Source organism: Pedobacter nutrimenti, from assembly GCF_003208655.1.
GTDB classification, from domain to species: Bacteria; Bacteroidota; Bacteroidia; order Sphingobacteriales; family Sphingobacteriaceae; genus Pedobacter; species Pedobacter nutrimenti.
The window spans coordinates 713,579-731,225 of record NZ_QKLU01000002.1 but is presented as its reverse complement, the minus strand read 5'-3'; the positions used below and the strand labels follow the sequence as shown (position 1 = coordinate 731,225).

Genomic DNA, 17,647 nt, shown 5'->3' with positions numbered 1-17,647 from the left:
TTATCTCGGATTTAATGCAATACCTGATAAGGTAACTTCCGAAGGAAGCTGGAATAAACGACGTGGATCTGAAGGTGTCAAAGTCACATAAGTATCGGAATTATTAGCCGCCTTAATGTTATGTTTTACGGTCAAGCCCAGTCTTATGATGTCCAGCCAGCGCATTCCTTCCTGTGCGAACTCTTGTTTTTTAAAGTCCAGAACGGTATTCACTAAACCCTGCTTGGCATCCGTTGTACCATAAAAAGAAGCAATTTTTGCTAGGGTAACCCCATTGGCCGTTGCACTGTAAGGTCTGATCCTTGTACTGGCAAAAGTATTTATATCTTGCAAGGCAAGATCACTTTGCCCCAGATTCGCATAGGCTTCGGCCCTGTTCATCAGAAGTTCATCCGTAGTAAACTGGATCATCATGGTGTAAGGCACACCAATTGTTGCATTCGGACTGCTGCGTACAAATAATTCCAGGTATTTATAGAACGTATAGTTAGGTACCCCGTAATTGTAAACTTTCAATGCATTGAAATTACTTCCGGTAACGTTCGCAGCAAGGGAAGCTGCATTTAGTGTTAATCCCATACCGTAGCGGTAAAAAGGTTGGCTACGGGCCCAGTAAGATGGAGCTTCGGTAATCAGCAAATTAGAGTTTTCTGCAGCTTGCGTAAATGCAATCCGGAACTCATCTGCTGTTGCATTATAATAACGGGTATTCCAGGGACGGATCACGGACGCAAAGCCATTATTAGGCACTGCAGCATTTGCATAATCAATGACCTTTTGGTATTTTCTCTTAAACAAATAAAAACGGGCAGCAAAAGCATTTGCCGCAGCTACATTAAAGTGATATTTCGGAACTTTATAAGCATTGTCCCTAAGCAAAGGCAAACCCTCCAACAAATCCTGTTCTATATGGTCATAGGTTGCTGCGACAGTTTCCCTGCTGTATTGTCCAAAAACTACTTTTTCTGGTTGGGTTACATAAGGGATACCTGGTGAATCGTTTGCCGTTGTGGGATCGTATACCTTTGAAAACAGGTTAACCAGCATAAAATGTGCATAAGCCCTGGCGATCAATGCCTCTCCTTTATAAGGTAAATAACCTGTTTTATCAGGGGCCTCATTAATGGCCGTCAGTGCAGCATTGGCCGCTGCAATAGCTGCATAACTTGAATTCCAGAAATTAATAGGTGTTCCGCTGTTCCTGCCACTAACGTCTTTCCATAGATATGCATCCTGGTTCTCTACAGCGATCTCTCCAACATTTATCCCTTTATCTTCTGAATTGTCAGAAGCAGCTTCCGCAAAGGTCACATAATCGGCCTGGGTATAAGCTGTGGCCAGCAGTTCTCCTACCTTTTCGACGGTATTTAATTTAGTCCGCTGATCGGGAGCTGTTTCTAAAAATTTCTTACACCCGCCAAAAACAAGAACGGCAAGGCTCAGAGATATAATATGATATGATTTTTTCATGATATAAAAATTAAAATCCAACCTTTAAAGACAAAGTGAACTGACGCGGAATTGGCAAGGCCACACCACCCGAGCCAAAGAACTCCGGATCCTGTCCATTTAATGCTTTGTCTGAATAAATCAACAGGACGTTATTGGCAACGGCACTCAATGAAGCGTTCTTTAAACCGAATTTGCCCACCAGAGCCGGGTTAAATGCATAACTTAAAGAGACCGTTTTTAACCTTACAAATCCTCCATCTGCAACCCTTTCTGTAGAATAATTGTAATTGTTATATGGATAACCATCCAGTGTCTTCACATTTCTGATGTCCAGGATAGAAGGCATATTGGTCCTGTTCTCATCCCCAGGCATTACCCATCTGTTTAGGAAAACAGAAGGCATCGCATCCAGATCAGAGAAGGAAACATTTCCGTTATTGGTTTTAAAAATTGGATTCAACCTCACTTTGTTCCCGGCACTGAAGGTAACCAGTGCACTAAAAGAGAATGATTTGTACCTGAATGCATTATAGAAACCTCCCGAAAGCGTTGGATCTACAGGACCTTCATATTTTAAATATTTGGTGATGTTACTCTGCAGATACACATTGGTGCTTTTTACGCCATCTTCATTGATAAACTGTGGCACACCTGTATCATGGGTTAATCCTTGAAAATCTATAGAGAACAAACCCCGTTGCGGATAACCCAACTGAGCACCGCCATCAGGCCCAACCAAATCGAATATTAAAGGTTGGTTTTGCAGGTTAGTGATTTTAGAGGTGTTGTGTGCAAAGTTCAGCTGTGTCTTCCAGCCCCAATCCTGTCTTTGAAAAATAGTTGCCCCAATAGTTGCTTCTATACCTTTAGAACGCATATCCGCATAATTGGCTATTTTGATTTCCTCACCGCCTATTCCGCCTGTTCTGATGGGCCCGATCAAATCAAAACCTCTTCTGTCATAGGCATCTACTGTAAGCGTTAAGCGGTCATTCCAGAAACCCAAATCCAGACCTAAGTTGAATTCTTTTTGTTTTTCAAAAGTAAGCTGGGAATTCTCCAGACCTGCAATGTATAAAGCGGTTTCTTTTTCAGAAAGATAAGGTCTTCTGGTGCTTCTGGCCTGCAATACCAGGCTGGAGTTACTCGCATTACCAATACTTGCAGTTAAACCATAAGTTGCACGTAAAGTTGCCCTGTTGATGGTTTTAGAGATGGAAGATTTTTTCATAAAATCTTCGGTATCAATGTTCCATGAACCCGAAACGTTCCAGGTTGGCAACCACCTGGCAGTAGTTGATTCCCCAAGCAGGTTGGAACCATCGTAACGTCCGGTTGCATTAATTGCATACTTACCTTTGTAAGAATAAGCAGCCCTGGCAGAATAATTCAAATAGCGTTCATAGTTGTAACGCATACTATAATAGTTGAAATTGGATTCAACATTTTGCTTCACAATGTTTGGATCTATAAACGGTACCCCGCCCTGGTCGTATTGATAACCATAACCATCAAAGGTTTTATGCTGACGATTAATATATCTTAATTCCTGGGCTGCATAAATATTTAGCAAATGGTCTTCATTATAGGTTTTGTTCCACTCCACTGCATTCCGGAAATAATAGTTGGTGATGTTGTCGTCAACAGTGTTGTAAAAACCCCCAAAAGGAAGTACAGAAACCGGTAAAGCATTGGGATTATCCGGGTTTTTATATAAAAACCGGTTTGCTTTAATGATTGTTGAATTCTGTTCTTTAATCCCTGCCCGATATGCATTTGCCTGGTTGGAATTTTCCGTAATTTTATGTTCCTGATTGGTTTTTGCAAAACGGTAAGCACCGTCAAAAGAATACTGTAAATCTGATGTGATCTTGTATTTAACACCTAACTGGCCTTTAAAATCAATTTGGGTTAAACCCAGGGTATTGTTCTGAAGTTCACTGATGATGTTAAATGGGGCGAAGTCCCGGGTAAAATATTCAAGATTACCATTTGCATCATAAGGGGTCAAAACACGACTGGTATTGAGGGCATAACTAAAAGGGTTAATGTCGAAATCCCTGTCGTATTGTCCAAATACCGGGTTACTGTTTCTACCCAGTGTACCGGGAGCTTTCTGGTCACGGACCGATCCCTGGGTAAGCAATTCAAAGCTTAGTTTATCGCTTAATTTAAAAGTTCCCCTAAGGTTACCTGTAAAACGTTTCACGCCATCTCCTATCGTCCAACCATTGTCGTTTAAAAAGCTGGTAGAAGCATAGAACTGTGATTTTTCTGTTCCCGAGGTTACGCTCAGGGAATGTTCCATTAACAAAGAATTTTTAAACAACACATCAAACCAATTGGTGTTGGCATTCGCATAGCGTTGTAAAAATGCTTTTTGACTTGGGGCATCGTTTCTCAGGGCATAGGTATCTGTTGCAGGATCATATTTGTACATTTCATTGTACATTTTAGTAAAAACACCTCCATTGGCATTATTTGCAGTGACGCCCTGATTCAACCAACCCTTATTCTGTAGTTCCAGATAAATGTTCATCTGATCTGCTGAATTCAAAATGTCAAAATTGTTGTAAGAAGGTTTTAAATACGTTGAAAAGTTACCTGTATAAGAAACTAATGGTTTTCCTTCTGTATTACGACCTTTTTTTGTCGTCACCACCACAACTCCGTTCATTGCTCTTGCGCCGTATTGAGCTGTTGCAGCAGCATCTTTCAAGATATTAAAACTTTCAATATCATCAGGATTCAATCCCGCAACGGAAGAACCGATCAGGGTATTTGCATCACCGGTAGAAAGTTGCTCATTGGAAATGTTCACCACATCCTCCAAAACAACACCGTCAACCACCCAAAGTGGTTTGTTATCTCCACTGATTGAAGTTGCTCCCCTCACACGAATCTTTGGTGCTGCACCAAAAGTACCAGATACGTTTTGTACCGAGACACCCGCAACCCGTCCTTCAAGCATGCGGCTTACATCGGTTATTCCATCCCGTTTGACGTCAGATCCTTTTAAAGATGTTGCCGCACCCGTAAACAGTTTTTTATTCAAATCCTGATAACCCGTGGAAACAATATTTACCTCTTTCAGCTGGCCTGCGTCTTCTTCAAGGGCTACATCAATCACTGTTTTTCCGCCAACAACGACTTCAACTGTTTTATAACCAATAAAACTGAACACCAAAGTGGCATTTTCTTTCACCCGAATCTGATACTCTCCCTGATTATTACTGGAAACTGCATTTTTTATGCCCTTTTCCCGTACACTCACGCCTGGTAAATAATCATTGTCTTTTTTGGAGCGCACATGCCCCTTTACAATAATTTCACTTTTTTCTCTGATCACTACAGGAATTTTTTTCAGGATCACCTGTTTCCCCATAATGTTGTAATCAATCCCTTTCTCGCGGAGCGGTTCAAGGTCTGAATTAATAGATACCAGTTTTTGAGGAGCCTCAATTGGCATGCCCTTATTAATCTGATTTGCGTCATAGACAAAACTCACCTGATAGGCAAGCTCTATTTTTTTTAAATAACTGTCTAATCTTTCCACCCTCAGACCGGTCCGCTGTATGTTTTCCGCCCTGACTTGAGACAAACAGAAAAGAGCACAGCATAACAGGCTTATTACGCTGTACTTCAATCTCCGAATGGCTTTTTCGTAGTTTTTCTCCATAATTAGTAATTAAGTTGGTTTGGTTTATTGTTGATTTATTTTACAATCTTTAAGACAATCAGTGCATCACTTCTGTCTATTTTTATCTTGTAGGTTACTTTTAATACAGCAAGTACTTCATCAAGGTTACTGTTGTTAAAATTGGCGTTGAATTTTTTAGCTGCATTGTACTTGTCAAACAGTACAAATTTTATATGGTAATAATCTTCCAGTTGTTTGCATACTTCATTCAGGGGCATATCCACAAAACGAAGTTCTTTGGTCATCCAGGAATTCGCGTTTGTTCCATCTAGGGCCTGAATGCGATTTTCTTTAAGATTATAGGAAATGGCATGACCAGCGCTTAAAATAGACGGTTCACTGATGCGGTTAGGTAAAAAACTAACTTTACCTGTTGCAACTGAAACATCTATATTGGTGGCAGAATATTTAATGTTAAACGAAGTTCCCAAAACACGGACTTTAGATTGTCCTATTCCAATTTGGAAAGGATGGGCCGGATCTCTGTGAACTTTAAAGAAGGCCTGCCCCTTTAGTAAACTGATTTCCCTGGTGCTGCCCTTAAAATGATCCGGGTACCGGACAGAGGTATTTTCTGCCAGCATTATTTTTGTCCCGTCAGCCAAAAAAACAGAGTCGATCTTCTGATCTGTATTTTTAACAAGGTATTTTACCGAAAATTTCTCGTTATAAACCCACAAGCCTGCACACAACAGGACTAAAATTGCAGCGATATTGCGGATCCACAGCAGGGCGTTTTTCGATTTACCACCAGCCGGTTTTCCTAATTTAAGTTTGAAATTCTTTACAGAAGCCTGGTAATCTACACCGGAAAGTTTTCCGGTTTCAGGAGCAGCATCCCATATGCGCTTCAGTTCCTGAAAATAGGCTTCGTTTTCGGCAGACAGATTTCTCAGTTCATTAACTTTGAGGGCCAGATCCTCATTTTCGGGCTCGTTAAAATGGCACAGAATTATATTCTGAAAAGCTAGGTTTTCTTGCAATTGGTTTAGTTTAAATGTTGGTTTTGGTTGGTTGGTTCAAGGGGATGACAAATAAGGGTTCAAAAACCCCTAGTCATTTTTTGAAAAAAAAAGTATTTCTTTTAAATACTATAGAACTAGTATAAAAATAAACTAAGAAGAGAAAAATATTTTGCCTTGGTAGCAGAATTATTGTTTTGGACACTATATAAAACCCGGGCCCGGAGGTGTCTGAGCGCATTGCTCATGTGATTTTCCACAGTTTTTTCGGATATGCCCAATTGGATAGCAATATCCCTATATTTTAAGCCTTCCAATCTGCTCAGTTTAAATACCTGCTGACATTTTTCGGGAAGTAATTCAATCTCATTGTATAAAAGTACCAGTAACTCATTCTGTTCATCCAGTACCTCGATATCGTCATTGGTCAGGTGTTCTGCTATTTTTAAATGATGTTTTACAATAGAGCGCTGCCGGTTTACAAAATTGATCGAGGAATTGACAACACTCCTGTATAAATAGGGTTTTATCGCATTCACATTGTTCAGAATTTCCCTTTCTTCCCAGATCTTCAAAAACATGTCCTGTACAATTTCTTCGGCGGCATGTATGTTTTTCACATACCGGTCTGATACCAGTATTAGTTTTTGAAAATTTTCTGAATAAAAAGCAGTGAAAGCTTCTTTGCCTTCCTGCTCAATCAATTCGAGCAGATCCTTTCCTGTTGAGATAAGATCTAATTCATTCAGTTGCATGAAAATCCACCGGGTCCTTATAAAGTTTATTAGCTGAAGCAAAATTTGCTTCTAAACCCTAAAATAACATTTAAGAATCAATTTACTGGATTATAATCCAAGAAAATCAATTTTCACACGAAGATTCCAGCAACTATAGCAAATTTTAAAAATTGTAATAAGGAGAAATCATTACATACACAATGACTCCTGTGACCGCTACATAGAGCCATACCGGGTAAGCCCATCTGACGATTTTCCGGTGCCTTTCAATTTGCATACTGAAGCCCCTGAGAAAGCTGATCAGGATCAGCGGCAATACCACAATTGCCAGCAGAATGTGGGTGAGTAAAATAAAATAATAGATATACCGGTTCAGACCAACGGCTGCAATTTCTGCTGCTGATAAAACACCATCATGGTCGATGTCTCCAAATTTGGTATCCTTTTCATATAAATGAAAAAGAATATAAAAGACCAGGAAAAGGGCAGAAAGAATAAAAGTAATCACATTGGTTACTTTGTGTGCCTGTATATTCTTGTTTTTGATAAAAATCAATGATAAGACCAGCAAAACAGAACAGGTCGCATTAATTCCCCCAATAATATGAGGAAGCAAATAAATAAATGATGGTTTGGGCTGAGGAGGAGGAAGCAGTTTAAGTGCAACCACCACCGCCAATACCACTACAGTTACCACCCAGATTAATCTTAAAAAGAATTTATCATTAATATTCATAGCCATTTGTCTATTCTGTTATCTTCCGTCTTTATTGTTACGCAGTTCTTCCACAATCAGGACTTTAATCTCATCATCCAGTTTAGCCAAAGCTTCCTGATTAGCCGCCTCATAGTAGCCCCTGATGTGATGCTGGGGATCAATGAGCAAAAATAGGTTATTGTAAATAAAACCCGTTTTTCCATTGTCTGTTTTCTGTAAGGCATCTACAAGCAGCTGTTTGTTGGCCAGGTTATAAACCTGCGTGCTGTCACCAGTCAACAGGTCCCATTTTCCAGCCTTTGCGTTAAGTTGGGCAGCATATTTTGACAATACTTCCGGCCGATCTCTTTTAGGGTCAATACTAACGCTCACAAAGCGAATGACCGTATTCTTGCCATATTGCTTTTCGAAATCCTTGATCACCTTATTTGCAAGTTTTGTTCCCGGGTTATCATTACTGTAAAACAAGTTCAGGATCAGAATTTTGTTCTCAAAGCTTTTCCAGTTCAGGGTATCAGAATTTTGATTGATCAGTTTAAAATCGGCAATTTCATGATAAACCGTATCCGGGATCTGTTTACCCCTCACAGAATGAAATGTAGAAGCAACCGCTTTTGGACCAAAATAAGGAAGTGGTTTGTACCTGTTTTTTCCCTTTTCGGTTAGCAAATAATATAAAAATCCTGGTACCGCTAAAATGGTGACCAGGATTAAGATTTTTTTTATTGAAGTTCCCTTCATGTTAAACAGCAGCCGACATATGCAAGTGCAGGTAACCGCCTTCAATCAGCATTAAGGTTATAAAATAAAGGATAAAAACAAATGTCACCGTTAAACAAAGCTGCAAACCCAGTTTTTCGTACTTCAGGTGCATAAAATAAGCAACGATATAAAATGCTTTTAATAAGGTCAATGCAATGTACACGAAGTTACCTACATGCTGAGACATTAAGCCTTTTGGAATAATCACCAATGCAATGATAAATTCAATGACTGTAATGACCAGCAGGATACCAAATACCTGCCATATTTTTTTCTTGTCAAGAGCGGCATGTTCGCCATGTCCGTGCTCTTCTGTATGTGTATGATGTTCTGACATAATTCTGTTATAAAAGGGTTAAACTAAATAAAAGAAGGTAAATACAAATACCCAAACTAAATCTACAAAGTGCCAGTATAAACCAACCTTTTCAATCATCAAATAATGTCCACGACGTTCAAAAGTACCGTTAATGGTCATACCAAGAATAATACAGTTGATCAGAACTCCTGAAAATACGTGGAAACCATGGAAACCTGTAATGGTAAAAAATAGGTTTGCAAACTGTTGTCCTGAAACTTTCATCGCCGCTTCATTGGTTACCGAAGGATCAAAAAAGTGCTTCAGTTCTTCAATTCCAGGAATTGTTCCCCACCAGAAACCTTCATGGTGCAAATGGCTCCACTCCAAAGCTTGGCAACCCAAAAACATAAACCCACCGATAATGGTTGCAATCATCCAGCCAATAACTTCTTTTTTTGCTCTTCTGTGCCCTGCTTCTACGGCTAAAACCATGGTTACAGAACTCATAATCAGGATAAAGGTCATTAAACCTACGAAAACAAGGGGAGCACCGCTGTCTTTGATACCTGGTATAGACTGAAACACCAAATCAGGATCAGGCCATGCAAATTTAGTAAAACGCTGTGCACCATAGTATACCAATAATGAGGAGAATGTAAATGCATCTGATAGCAAGAAAAACCACATCATTATTTTTCCATACTCTACGGACCATGGTGAACGGCCGCCGCTCCACGCAGTAGTTTTTACCTGATCTAATTGTGATAATGAATCCATTTTAAAAATTGTAATAGTTTGTTAAAAAGTCTAACTGTTCAAAAGTAAAAAAACATACAGATATATCCATAATATATCTATAAAATGCCAAAATATTGAGGACACTTCCATCCTGAAACGCTGTCTGTCTTCAGACACATTGGAACTTGCCCCATAAAAGGTATATCCAATCAGGCAAAGTCCTGCTAAAATGTGCAACAGGTGCATTCCTGAAACCACATAGATTAAAGAAATTGCCGCATTATTATTAACCAGTACAGCCCCGCTATGGTATAAACTGGACCAGGCATCAAACTGAAGGTAACCAAAAGTCAATCCAAGCAATAACGTTAGTCCTAAAAAGGCTTTTTGCTTTATCTGGTCCCCGTTTCTAAGTGCCCTGGAAGCAAGGAAAAGACAAATGCTGCTGCAGATCAATACAGCTGTGCTGTACATAAACACATCTGGCAGAACCAATCCGTGTCCTTTTCCCTTAGACGCTGCAAAAACAATATAATAACTTGTCCAGCCGCCAAACATAATCGTAGAAGACACCACAAATAACCAGACAATAAATTTCTTTGCCCGGGTACCTGTATTTAAATCTTCTTCCTTTAAGGTATGAACCATTTGAATAATTATTTAGTTAAAAAATCGAACAATAAAACAAGCTGTACCAAAGGCAGGTAAAAGAATGAACAAAACATTACCTTACGTGCACTGGCCAGATCCCTGTTGAGCAACAGTTTAAAAGCTAACCAGGCAAAAACCAAACCCGCAATTAAAGAAACTCCTGCTATATAATAACCGCCAAAGCCATAAAAGGTCGGCAGTAAACTTACCGGTATTAAAACGACTGTACTCAGAAAAGTAATCAGCGCGCTGGTCTTGTCCCTTTGGGTGGTTGGCAGCAAACGGAAACCCGCTTTTTTATAATCATCGTCTAAAACCCAGGCGATAGACCAGAAATGAGGAAACTGCCAAACAAATTGGACTAAAAATAAAATGACTGCAATCTCATAGTCAGCGGCAAAAAAAGTAGTCGTATGGCCCAATGCAGCCAAATACCCGATTAATGGAGGCAATGCACCTGGTATGGCACCTACAAAAACCGCAATTGGGGATTTTCTTTTCAAAGGGGTATAAGCAAAGGCATATAATAAAATTGAAAACACCGACAATATTCCGGTTTCCAGGTTCAATTTACCCAATAACCAGGTGCCGAGCATCCCCATAACCAAACCTGAAACCAGTCCCTGTCCTGTGGTCATTCTACCTGCAGGCATAGGACGGTCTTTAGTCCTGGTCATTAACTTATCCAGATCTTTTTCAATAATCTCATTAAAACAATTTGCAGCACCCGTTACAAAAAAACCACCGGCAATCAGGATCAGCCAGTTCATCCAGTCTATTCCCGGAATACTTCCGCGGTACACCTGCATTTTTGATCCCATCAAAAAAGTAATAGAAGCCGAGAACACCACCAGAAAGGTTAGCCTGAACTTAATTAATTTTGAGAAATCGGATAAAAACTGTTTCAATGTATATAGTTTAATTACTGTTTATATGTATTTGTCCTGTACACCAGCAGATAAAGATAAAACTGAAGGGTAAACAAGGTTGTTGAGAACAATATATGTATCGCCTGTGCATAAGGCGGGAGGGCAAAGTTAGACAATAAAATACCGCTTAATACCTGGACAATTAAAACAATTACAATTGAATTACCGACCCGGAGTTCAGTCGCCTTCCCTCCGAACTTGTCCATTACGATTTTGTAAATAAACACGTTCAATACCGCGACCAGGATGGCCAGGTCCCGGTGGTAAGAGAAAATTGCACCAACCCTTTCCACCCAGCTTGCCCTGTCATTATACAAAAGTTTTTTAGAGATCATGTCTACTGCTTCCCGCACCTCTGTTCCAACCACAATTTGAATAATACTCACCACAACCGCTGCCAGAATAAGCAACTTCAAACCCGCAGTTTTTGAAATGATGGTCATTTCCTCCTGGTGCAATTGCTTCGCATAATTATAGGTATACACTAAAATAGCCAGCATCACCAAGGCCAGGAGCATATGTACCGTAACCACCCATTGAAGTAAATTCGTGGAAACCACAATAGAGCCAAGCCAGGCCTGAAAAACCACGACGACTAAATTCAGTATACTTAACCAGAACAATCTGCTTGCTTTTTTTCTGAATGTCCAGGCCAGAATAGCCAGCCCAATCAAAAGAAAACCTGTTAAGGCACCCATTAAACGGTTTATATATTCCGTCCAGGTGTTTGCTGCGTTAAACGTCTCTGGTTGTAATATAGAAACATCATGCCTGATGCTGTCGGCCAGGTCCTTTCTGCCCAATTTATCCAGTGTCTTTGCAAAACGCTCATTCTTTTGAACCCTTTTTGCAACATACTTCTCTTTATAATTGGCTGGAAGCTGATCGACAGAAGTCGGGGGCACATATTGGTCGAAACATTTAGGCCAGTCCGGACAGCCCATTCCTGATCCGGTACTGCGCACGATACCACCAGCCAGAATCAGCAATAATGTTACAATTACTGTGATTAAATTAAGTCTGATGAATCTTGCTTCGGAAGTTGGAATCATTGAATTCTATTTAAAAAAAGGGTATCTGTTGTAAGTATTTACTCACTGCAGATACCCCTTAGTATAATTTAAGACTGATTTTAGTCTTGCTTAGCGTCTTCTAATTTTTGCTGCTTTAAATTCCATTCGTTCTGAATGCGTTCAGATTCCGCATTTCCTTCGAAATCGTGCGGCATATTAGAACTCATTGTTTTAGAGAAAGGCACTGTCTGAGGGATGAAATCTTCTTCAGCACCAGGTTTGCTGTAATCATATGGCCAACGGTACACTGTTGGAATTTCACCAGGCCAGTTTCCATGCAGGTGTTCCACAGGTGTAGTCCACTCCAATGTATTGGATTCCCAAGGGTTTTGTGGTGCTTTTTTACCTTTAAAAATAGAATAGAAAAAGTTAAACAGGAAAGCCACTTGTGCTAAAGCTGCAACGATTGCTGCCCAGGTAACAAAAACGTTTACTGTAACCCATTTTTGCATAAATTCAAATTCAGTAAATGCATAGTAACGACGTGGTACACCGTCCAGACCTAAAAAGTGCAGCGGGAAAAATACCAGGTAAGCACATACAAAAGTTACCCAGAAATGAAGATAAGCCAATTTATCATTCATCATTCTGCCAAACATTTTAGGGAACCAGTGATAAACCCCTGCAAGCATACCAAAAATGGCCGCCGATCCCATAACCAGGTGGAAGTGGGCTACTACAAAATAAGTATCGTGTAAGTTGATATCCAGAGAAGCATTTCCAAGGAAAATACCGGTTAAACCACCTGAAATAAAGAAGGATACCAATCCGATTGCAAACAACATAGCTGGAGTAAAGCGGATATTTCCTCTCCACAAAGTAGCCAGATAGTTAAATGTTTTTACTGCTGAAGGTACCGCAATAATTAAGGTTGTGATCATAAACACACCACCCAGTAAAGGATTCATACCCGTTACAAACATGTGGTGACCCCATACGATAAAGGACAGGATTGTGATACCGATCAAAGAGTAAACCATGGCATGGTAACCGAAAATTGGTTTTCTGGCATTTACCGAAATGACTTCAGAAGAAATACCCAAAGCAGGCATAATTACAATATATACCTCAGGGTGACCAAGGAACCAGAATAAATGCTGCCATAAAATAGGTGAACCACCTTCGTTTGGAAGTACCTGCGTACCGATGACGATATCCGACAAATAAAAACTTGTACCAAAACTTCTGTCAAAAATTAACAATACCACACCTGCAACCAGTACAGGGAAAGATAAGATACCCAAAATGGCGGTTAAAAAGAAGGCCCAGATGGTCAAAGGCATTTTCCAAAGGTCCATACCTTTTGTACGCATGTTCAATACAGTTGATACATAATTGATACCTCCCATAAGCGAAGAAGCAACAAAAAGGATCATACTGATTAACCACATGGTCATACCCAAACCAGAGCCGTCAATAGCTTTTGGCAATGCAGATAAAGGCGGATATACCGTCCAGCCCGCACTTGCCGGACCAGTCTGAATAAAAAACGATCCCATCATGATCACACAGGCACTAAAGAAGAACCAGTAAGAAAGCATGTTCAGGAATGGAGAAGCCATATCCCTTGCTCCGATCTGTAAAGGGATCAGTAAGTTACTGAAAGTACCACTCAAACCAGCGGTTAATACAAAGAATACCATAATGGTACCGTGTATGGTTACCAATGCCAGATAAAAATCCGGTCTGATCCTGCCACCTTCAGCCCATTTACCCAAAAAGGTTTCTAAAATAGGGAAACTTTTATCAGGCCAGGCCAGTTGAAGACGAAATAAAATCGACAGGCCCATGGCAATAACAGCCATGATGATACCTGTGATCAAAAACTGCTTAGCGATCATTTTGTGATCCTGGCTAAAGACATATTTCGTTAAAAAGGTTTCCTTGTGATGACCATGTGCGTGGTCATCGTGGTTATGTGTGTCGTGTAATGTTATCGTTGACATAATGCTCTATTCCAGTATTATTATTTTTTTAAAGCCAATTGATTTGTTTTTACAGCAGCGGTATCCTTTGCTGTCTCTGCTGCATCCGCAGTACCTTTAGCAGGCTCTGCCACAACAGGCAAATTAAATTGCTTCCTTAAATCATTATTTATAAAGGTAGGCTGTTTTGCAATCCATGCATCATATTCCTGTTGAGATACAACCCTTACCGTTTTCTGCATGTTATAGTGTCCAGATCCACAGATTTTTGAACAATAGAACAAATATTTGAATGCAGGATCATTTGTTTTTACCTGCATATCTGCAGTAGTAATGGTTGGAGTAAACTCAAAATAAGAAGCCATACCTGGTACAGTGTTCAACTGAACCCTGAAATGCGGCATATAAAAACTATGCAGAACATCTTTACTGGTTAAAATCAGTTTAACCGGTTTGTTTACAGGAATCACCAATTCATCAGCAGACTGGTCGTCTAAATTGTTCTTGTCTTTAAAATCCATCCCCAGACCGTTAATACCTGTAATGAGTTTAAAGTTTTTACGACCCACAACACCATCTTTTCCTGGATAACGTATGGTCCAGGCAAACTGCTGAGAAGTAATTTCTATGTTCAATGGTTTGTTGTTTGGATCTTCCACTTTATAGAAAATAGATCTCCAGGTTAAAAAGCCCATCAGTACCAGTACCGTTAAAACAAGGGCAGGTATAAATGTCCAGATTTTTTCCAGGGTATTGTTGTGCGGATAATAATATGCTTTTCTTTTACCTGAACTTTTGTAGAAGTAAGTGAAAGTAAAAAGTATAATGTGTGTAAGAATAAAAACGATGGTTGTAATGATCAATGTAATGTTAAACATCTGGTCGATCTTTTCCCCATGTTCTGAAGCTGCCTGTGGTAAAAGCATGTTACCATGTACAGTATATTCCCAATATACGCCATAAAGACCTACAATCAGGAACAGGGCGAACAAGCTTCCGTTCACTGCATTCCAGTTGATACCTGTAGATTTGCCTTGTGCTTCACGGGTCAGTTCATATACCCGAAGTGCTTTTCCAACTATTGCTATGAATAAACACAACAACAAGAAGAGCATCGCATAGAAGATCACCGATTTATAAATCGGCCCCATATCTACCGGTTTGGCTGGAGCTGCGGCGGCGGCACCGGCAGCAGCTTCCTGAGCAAATGCGCTGGTGTTTGCAAATGCAGTAACCATCACTGCTAAGACCGCCATTGTTTTATTACTTATAAATTTTCTTAAACTCATTTTCTTAAAAGTAGTACGCTGTACTTCTATTATCTGTTAATCTATATACTATATACAACCATTCATTACAAATGGTGGTTCAAACTCTCCTGTAAAAACGGGTGGTTTTTTGCAACCAACGGTTTTTTACTTAATGCGGTTAATACTGTAAAAGTAAACAATCCTACAAAACCTACAGCAGTTCCGATTTCTATAAATCCAAATCCATTATGTTCAGCAACCGTTCCTGGCATAATCATTTGGTAGTAATCTACCCAGTGACCAATTAAAACCAGAATGGAAACGATCAATAAAGTGTTTTCACTTCTTTTATTGTCACGGTCCATTAAAAGCAATACCGGAGCAAGGAAGTTCAAGGTCAGGTTCAGGTAGAACCAGAATTTATAGAACTCAAAGCGTTTGTAAAAGTATACAGTTTCCTCTGGCATGTTTGCATAATAAATCAACAGGAACTGTGCAAACCAAACATAAGTCCAGAAGATGGAAAAACCAAAAATGAACTGACCTAAGTTGTGCAGGTGGCTGTTGTTTACCCATGACATATAACCCGCTTTCTTTAAAAGAATCAGGATAATAGCAATAGTTGCCAAACTGCTTACCCACATGGCTGCGAAGTTATACCATCCAAACATGGTCGAAAACCAGTGTGCCTCTAATGACATTACGGTATCGAAAGCGAAAACAGGCGTTGTAAAACCATAGATAACCAGGAATACACAAGAATATTTAAAGCTTTTCCTGTAAGAATTTAATCCGCCTTCCAAATCCTCATGAGCAGATAATTTGGATAACAGAACAGCAAAAAAGCTGTAAACCCCAAGGAAAATCAACTGACGTGCCATAAAGAACGGTACATTCAGGAAAGGAGATTTACCTTCTATGATTTTATCATATTCCGGACTGCTGGGATCTGTTAAACCTGGCGCATTCCAGTGGTGGTATAAGTTATGTGAATATAAACCGGCACCAACAATAGCAATTAAAATTACAGAAGCAATTGGCAGCGTTTTCGCCATTGCCTGTGGTACGCGTAAAATAGAGGCAGACCATCCTGCCTGTGCAACAAATTGAACCGCTAGAAAGAATGCACCCGACATACATACGCATGCAAAGTAATATCCCATTAGTAACAGGTTTGCAAAAGTCCTTTCATGAAGTTCATGATCAGAGAAACCATAAGCGATTGCAGCAATACCAATAACGATGGCTGCGATGCTCAGGTTTTTTGCTTTTCCTGTAAACTCAAACTGCTCAGTTAAATTATAATTATGAGTTCCCATTTATTCTTGCTTTTCTATTGTATTTTTTGTAATTTTTGAACGTACATCACCACTTCCCATCTCTCTTTAGGAGACAATTGAGAGGCATGCGAGCCCATGTTATTTAAACCATACATAATGGTATGATAAATTTTTCCGGCAGTCAGGTCCTTCATCATACCGCCTCTTGAAGAAGCTGCATCACCATGATAGGCTGGTACACCTGTAAATTTCTCAATCTGTACCAAATGTCCTTTTCCGTCTCCTTTATCACCATGACAAGGTGCACAGAATACCGTAAAATAATGTTTTCCCTGCAACAGGTTTTGCTCGGTTAAAGGAAGCGGGTTAACCAGGTTTTTACCTGCTGCCTCATATCCTTCCTTTGTATTGGCATACTCGTACTTTACAAAACCTACAGGATCTGTATTTGGAGGAGGAGTTTGTGCCGTCTGCCCGTTGGCAAAGTTTTTATTTGGTTGATCCGGATTGTAAGCAATAGGATCATACATGTTCCGTGCATACTCCAAGCCCGTACTCCTTTTATCTCTGCATGATGAAAGAGACACAGCTACAGTTAATGCAAAAAATGCTACATATACTATTCCAGTCTTATTCATAGCTAATATACTTCCTTTCATTATATTTTATCTCTAAGGCACCTGCCTCTTTTAATAAACCATCTATTTTGCTGTGTTCAGCATTCTCTTTAGCATCAATAGCTATAATAAACCTGTCATCAGTTGCACGAAGGTCCATTACCCTTGGTGCCCTTCCCGGGAACAAATGTGTTGAAGCATAGTAGGAACCTACCAATCCGAACGCACAGAACAATATGGTCAACTCAAAAGTAATCGGAATAAAATCCGGCAATGCAAAATGAGGTTTACCACCTATGTTTACCGGCCAGTCCAATACAGCGGCATAGTATACAAAAGAAAGCATGGTCATCGTTCCTGTAATACCAAAGCAAAATGCTGCGATATCCAGTCTTGAACGTTTCACGCCCAATTTTGCTTCAATACCATGTATTGGCATTGGGGTATATACATCGTGTATCTTAATATTATTCTCCTGCAATTTTTCGATGCCATGCATCATTTCGTCAGGATCGCCAAAACTGCCTAATATATATTTGATATTACTCATTG

General features: G+C 39.8%; 16 protein-coding genes. All 16 read right to left on the bottom strand.

The annotated features are described in order from the left end of the window. The 16 genes from B0O44_RS07895 to B0O44_RS07820 all read right to left on the bottom strand — a co-directional run bounded on the left by B0O44_RS07895 (position 1) and on the right by B0O44_RS07820 (position 17,645). The gene (locus tag B0O44_RS07895) at positions 1-1,470 is read right to left on the bottom strand and encodes a RagB/SusD family nutrient uptake outer membrane protein (RefSeq protein ID WP_110829219.1); all 1,470 of its coding nucleotides are present in this window, start codon (positions 1,468-1,470) and stop codon (positions 1-3) included. Between the two features lie 10 nt (positions 1,471-1,480). After that, a complete protein-coding gene (locus B0O44_RS07890) occupies positions 1,481-5,131 on the bottom strand; it encodes a SusC/RagA family TonB-linked outer membrane protein (RefSeq protein ID WP_110828988.1) in 3,651 nt (1,216 codons plus the stop codon). A gap of 35 nt (positions 5,132-5,166) precedes the next feature. After that, positions 5,167-6,135, bottom strand: coding sequence for a FecR family protein (locus B0O44_RS07885; RefSeq protein WP_110828985.1), 969 nt, complete (start codon positions 6,133-6,135; stop codon positions 5,167-5,169). Positions 6,136-6,251: 116 nt separating this feature from the next. Next, positions 6,252-6,869, bottom strand: coding sequence for an RNA polymerase sigma-70 factor (locus B0O44_RS07880; protein WP_110828983.1), 618 nt, complete (start codon positions 6,867-6,869; stop codon positions 6,252-6,254). 145 nt (positions 6,870-7,014) lie between these two features. Continuing rightward, the gene (locus B0O44_RS07875) at positions 7,015-7,593 is read right to left on the bottom strand and encodes a DUF420 domain-containing protein (RefSeq protein WP_245943618.1); all 579 of its coding nucleotides are present in this window, start codon (positions 7,591-7,593) and stop codon (positions 7,015-7,017) included. 12 nt (positions 7,594-7,605) lie between these two features. Then, positions 7,606-8,310, bottom strand: coding sequence for an SCO family protein (locus B0O44_RS07870; RefSeq protein ID WP_110828980.1), 705 nt, complete (start codon positions 8,308-8,310; stop codon positions 7,606-7,608). 1 nt (position 8,311) lies between these two features. After that, complete coding sequence (locus B0O44_RS07865; protein WP_110828978.1) at positions 8,312-8,668, bottom strand: cytochrome C oxidase subunit IV family protein; 357 nt, start codon at positions 8,666-8,668, stop codon at positions 8,312-8,314. Positions 8,669-8,686: 18 nt separating this feature from the next. Beyond that, positions 8,687-9,409: a cytochrome c oxidase subunit 3 gene (locus tag B0O44_RS07860; RefSeq protein WP_110828976.1), complete on the bottom strand. Its 723-nt coding sequence runs from the start codon at positions 9,407-9,409 to the stop codon at positions 8,687-8,689. Positions 9,410-9,439: 30 nt separating this feature from the next. Next, a complete protein-coding gene (locus B0O44_RS07855; protein WP_110828974.1) occupies positions 9,440-10,018 on the bottom strand; it encodes a cytochrome c oxidase subunit 3 in 579 nt (192 codons plus the stop codon). An 8-nt stretch (positions 10,019-10,026) separates the two neighbouring features. Further along, complete coding sequence (gene cyoE, locus B0O44_RS07850; protein ID WP_110828971.1) at positions 10,027-10,929, bottom strand: heme o synthase; 903 nt, start codon at positions 10,927-10,929, stop codon at positions 10,027-10,029. A gap of 14 nt (positions 10,930-10,943) precedes the next feature. After that, positions 10,944-12,002, bottom strand: coding sequence for a COX15/CtaA family protein (locus B0O44_RS07845; RefSeq protein ID WP_110828969.1), 1,059 nt, complete (start codon positions 12,000-12,002; stop codon positions 10,944-10,946). A gap of 80 nt (positions 12,003-12,082) precedes the next feature. Then, positions 12,083-13,969 (bottom strand): cytochrome c oxidase subunit I, encoded by a 1,887-nt coding sequence (locus B0O44_RS07840; RefSeq protein ID WP_211321333.1) that lies wholly within the window; start codon positions 13,967-13,969, stop codon positions 12,083-12,085. A gap of 20 nt (positions 13,970-13,989) precedes the next feature. Beyond that, entirely contained in the window at positions 13,990-15,204 is a 1,215-nt protein-coding gene (locus B0O44_RS07835; RefSeq protein WP_245943617.1) for a cytochrome c oxidase subunit II, read from the bottom strand. A 98-nt stretch (positions 15,205-15,302) separates the two neighbouring features. Then, positions 15,303-16,517 (bottom strand): quinol:cytochrome C oxidoreductase, encoded by a 1,215-nt coding sequence (locus tag B0O44_RS07830; RefSeq protein WP_110828954.1) that lies wholly within the window; start codon positions 16,515-16,517, stop codon positions 15,303-15,305. Positions 16,518-16,531: 14 nt separating this feature from the next. Beyond that, a complete protein-coding gene (locus B0O44_RS07825; protein WP_110828952.1) occupies positions 16,532-17,137 on the bottom strand; it encodes a c-type cytochrome in 606 nt (201 codons plus the stop codon). Beyond that, positions 17,109-17,645: a DUF3341 domain-containing protein gene (locus B0O44_RS07820; RefSeq protein ID WP_110828949.1), complete on the bottom strand. Its 537-nt coding sequence runs from the start codon at positions 17,643-17,645 to the stop codon at positions 17,109-17,111. The genes B0O44_RS07825 and B0O44_RS07820 overlap by 29 nt, the downstream gene beginning before the upstream one ends. Between the last annotated feature and the right edge of the window lie 2 nt (positions 17,646-17,647).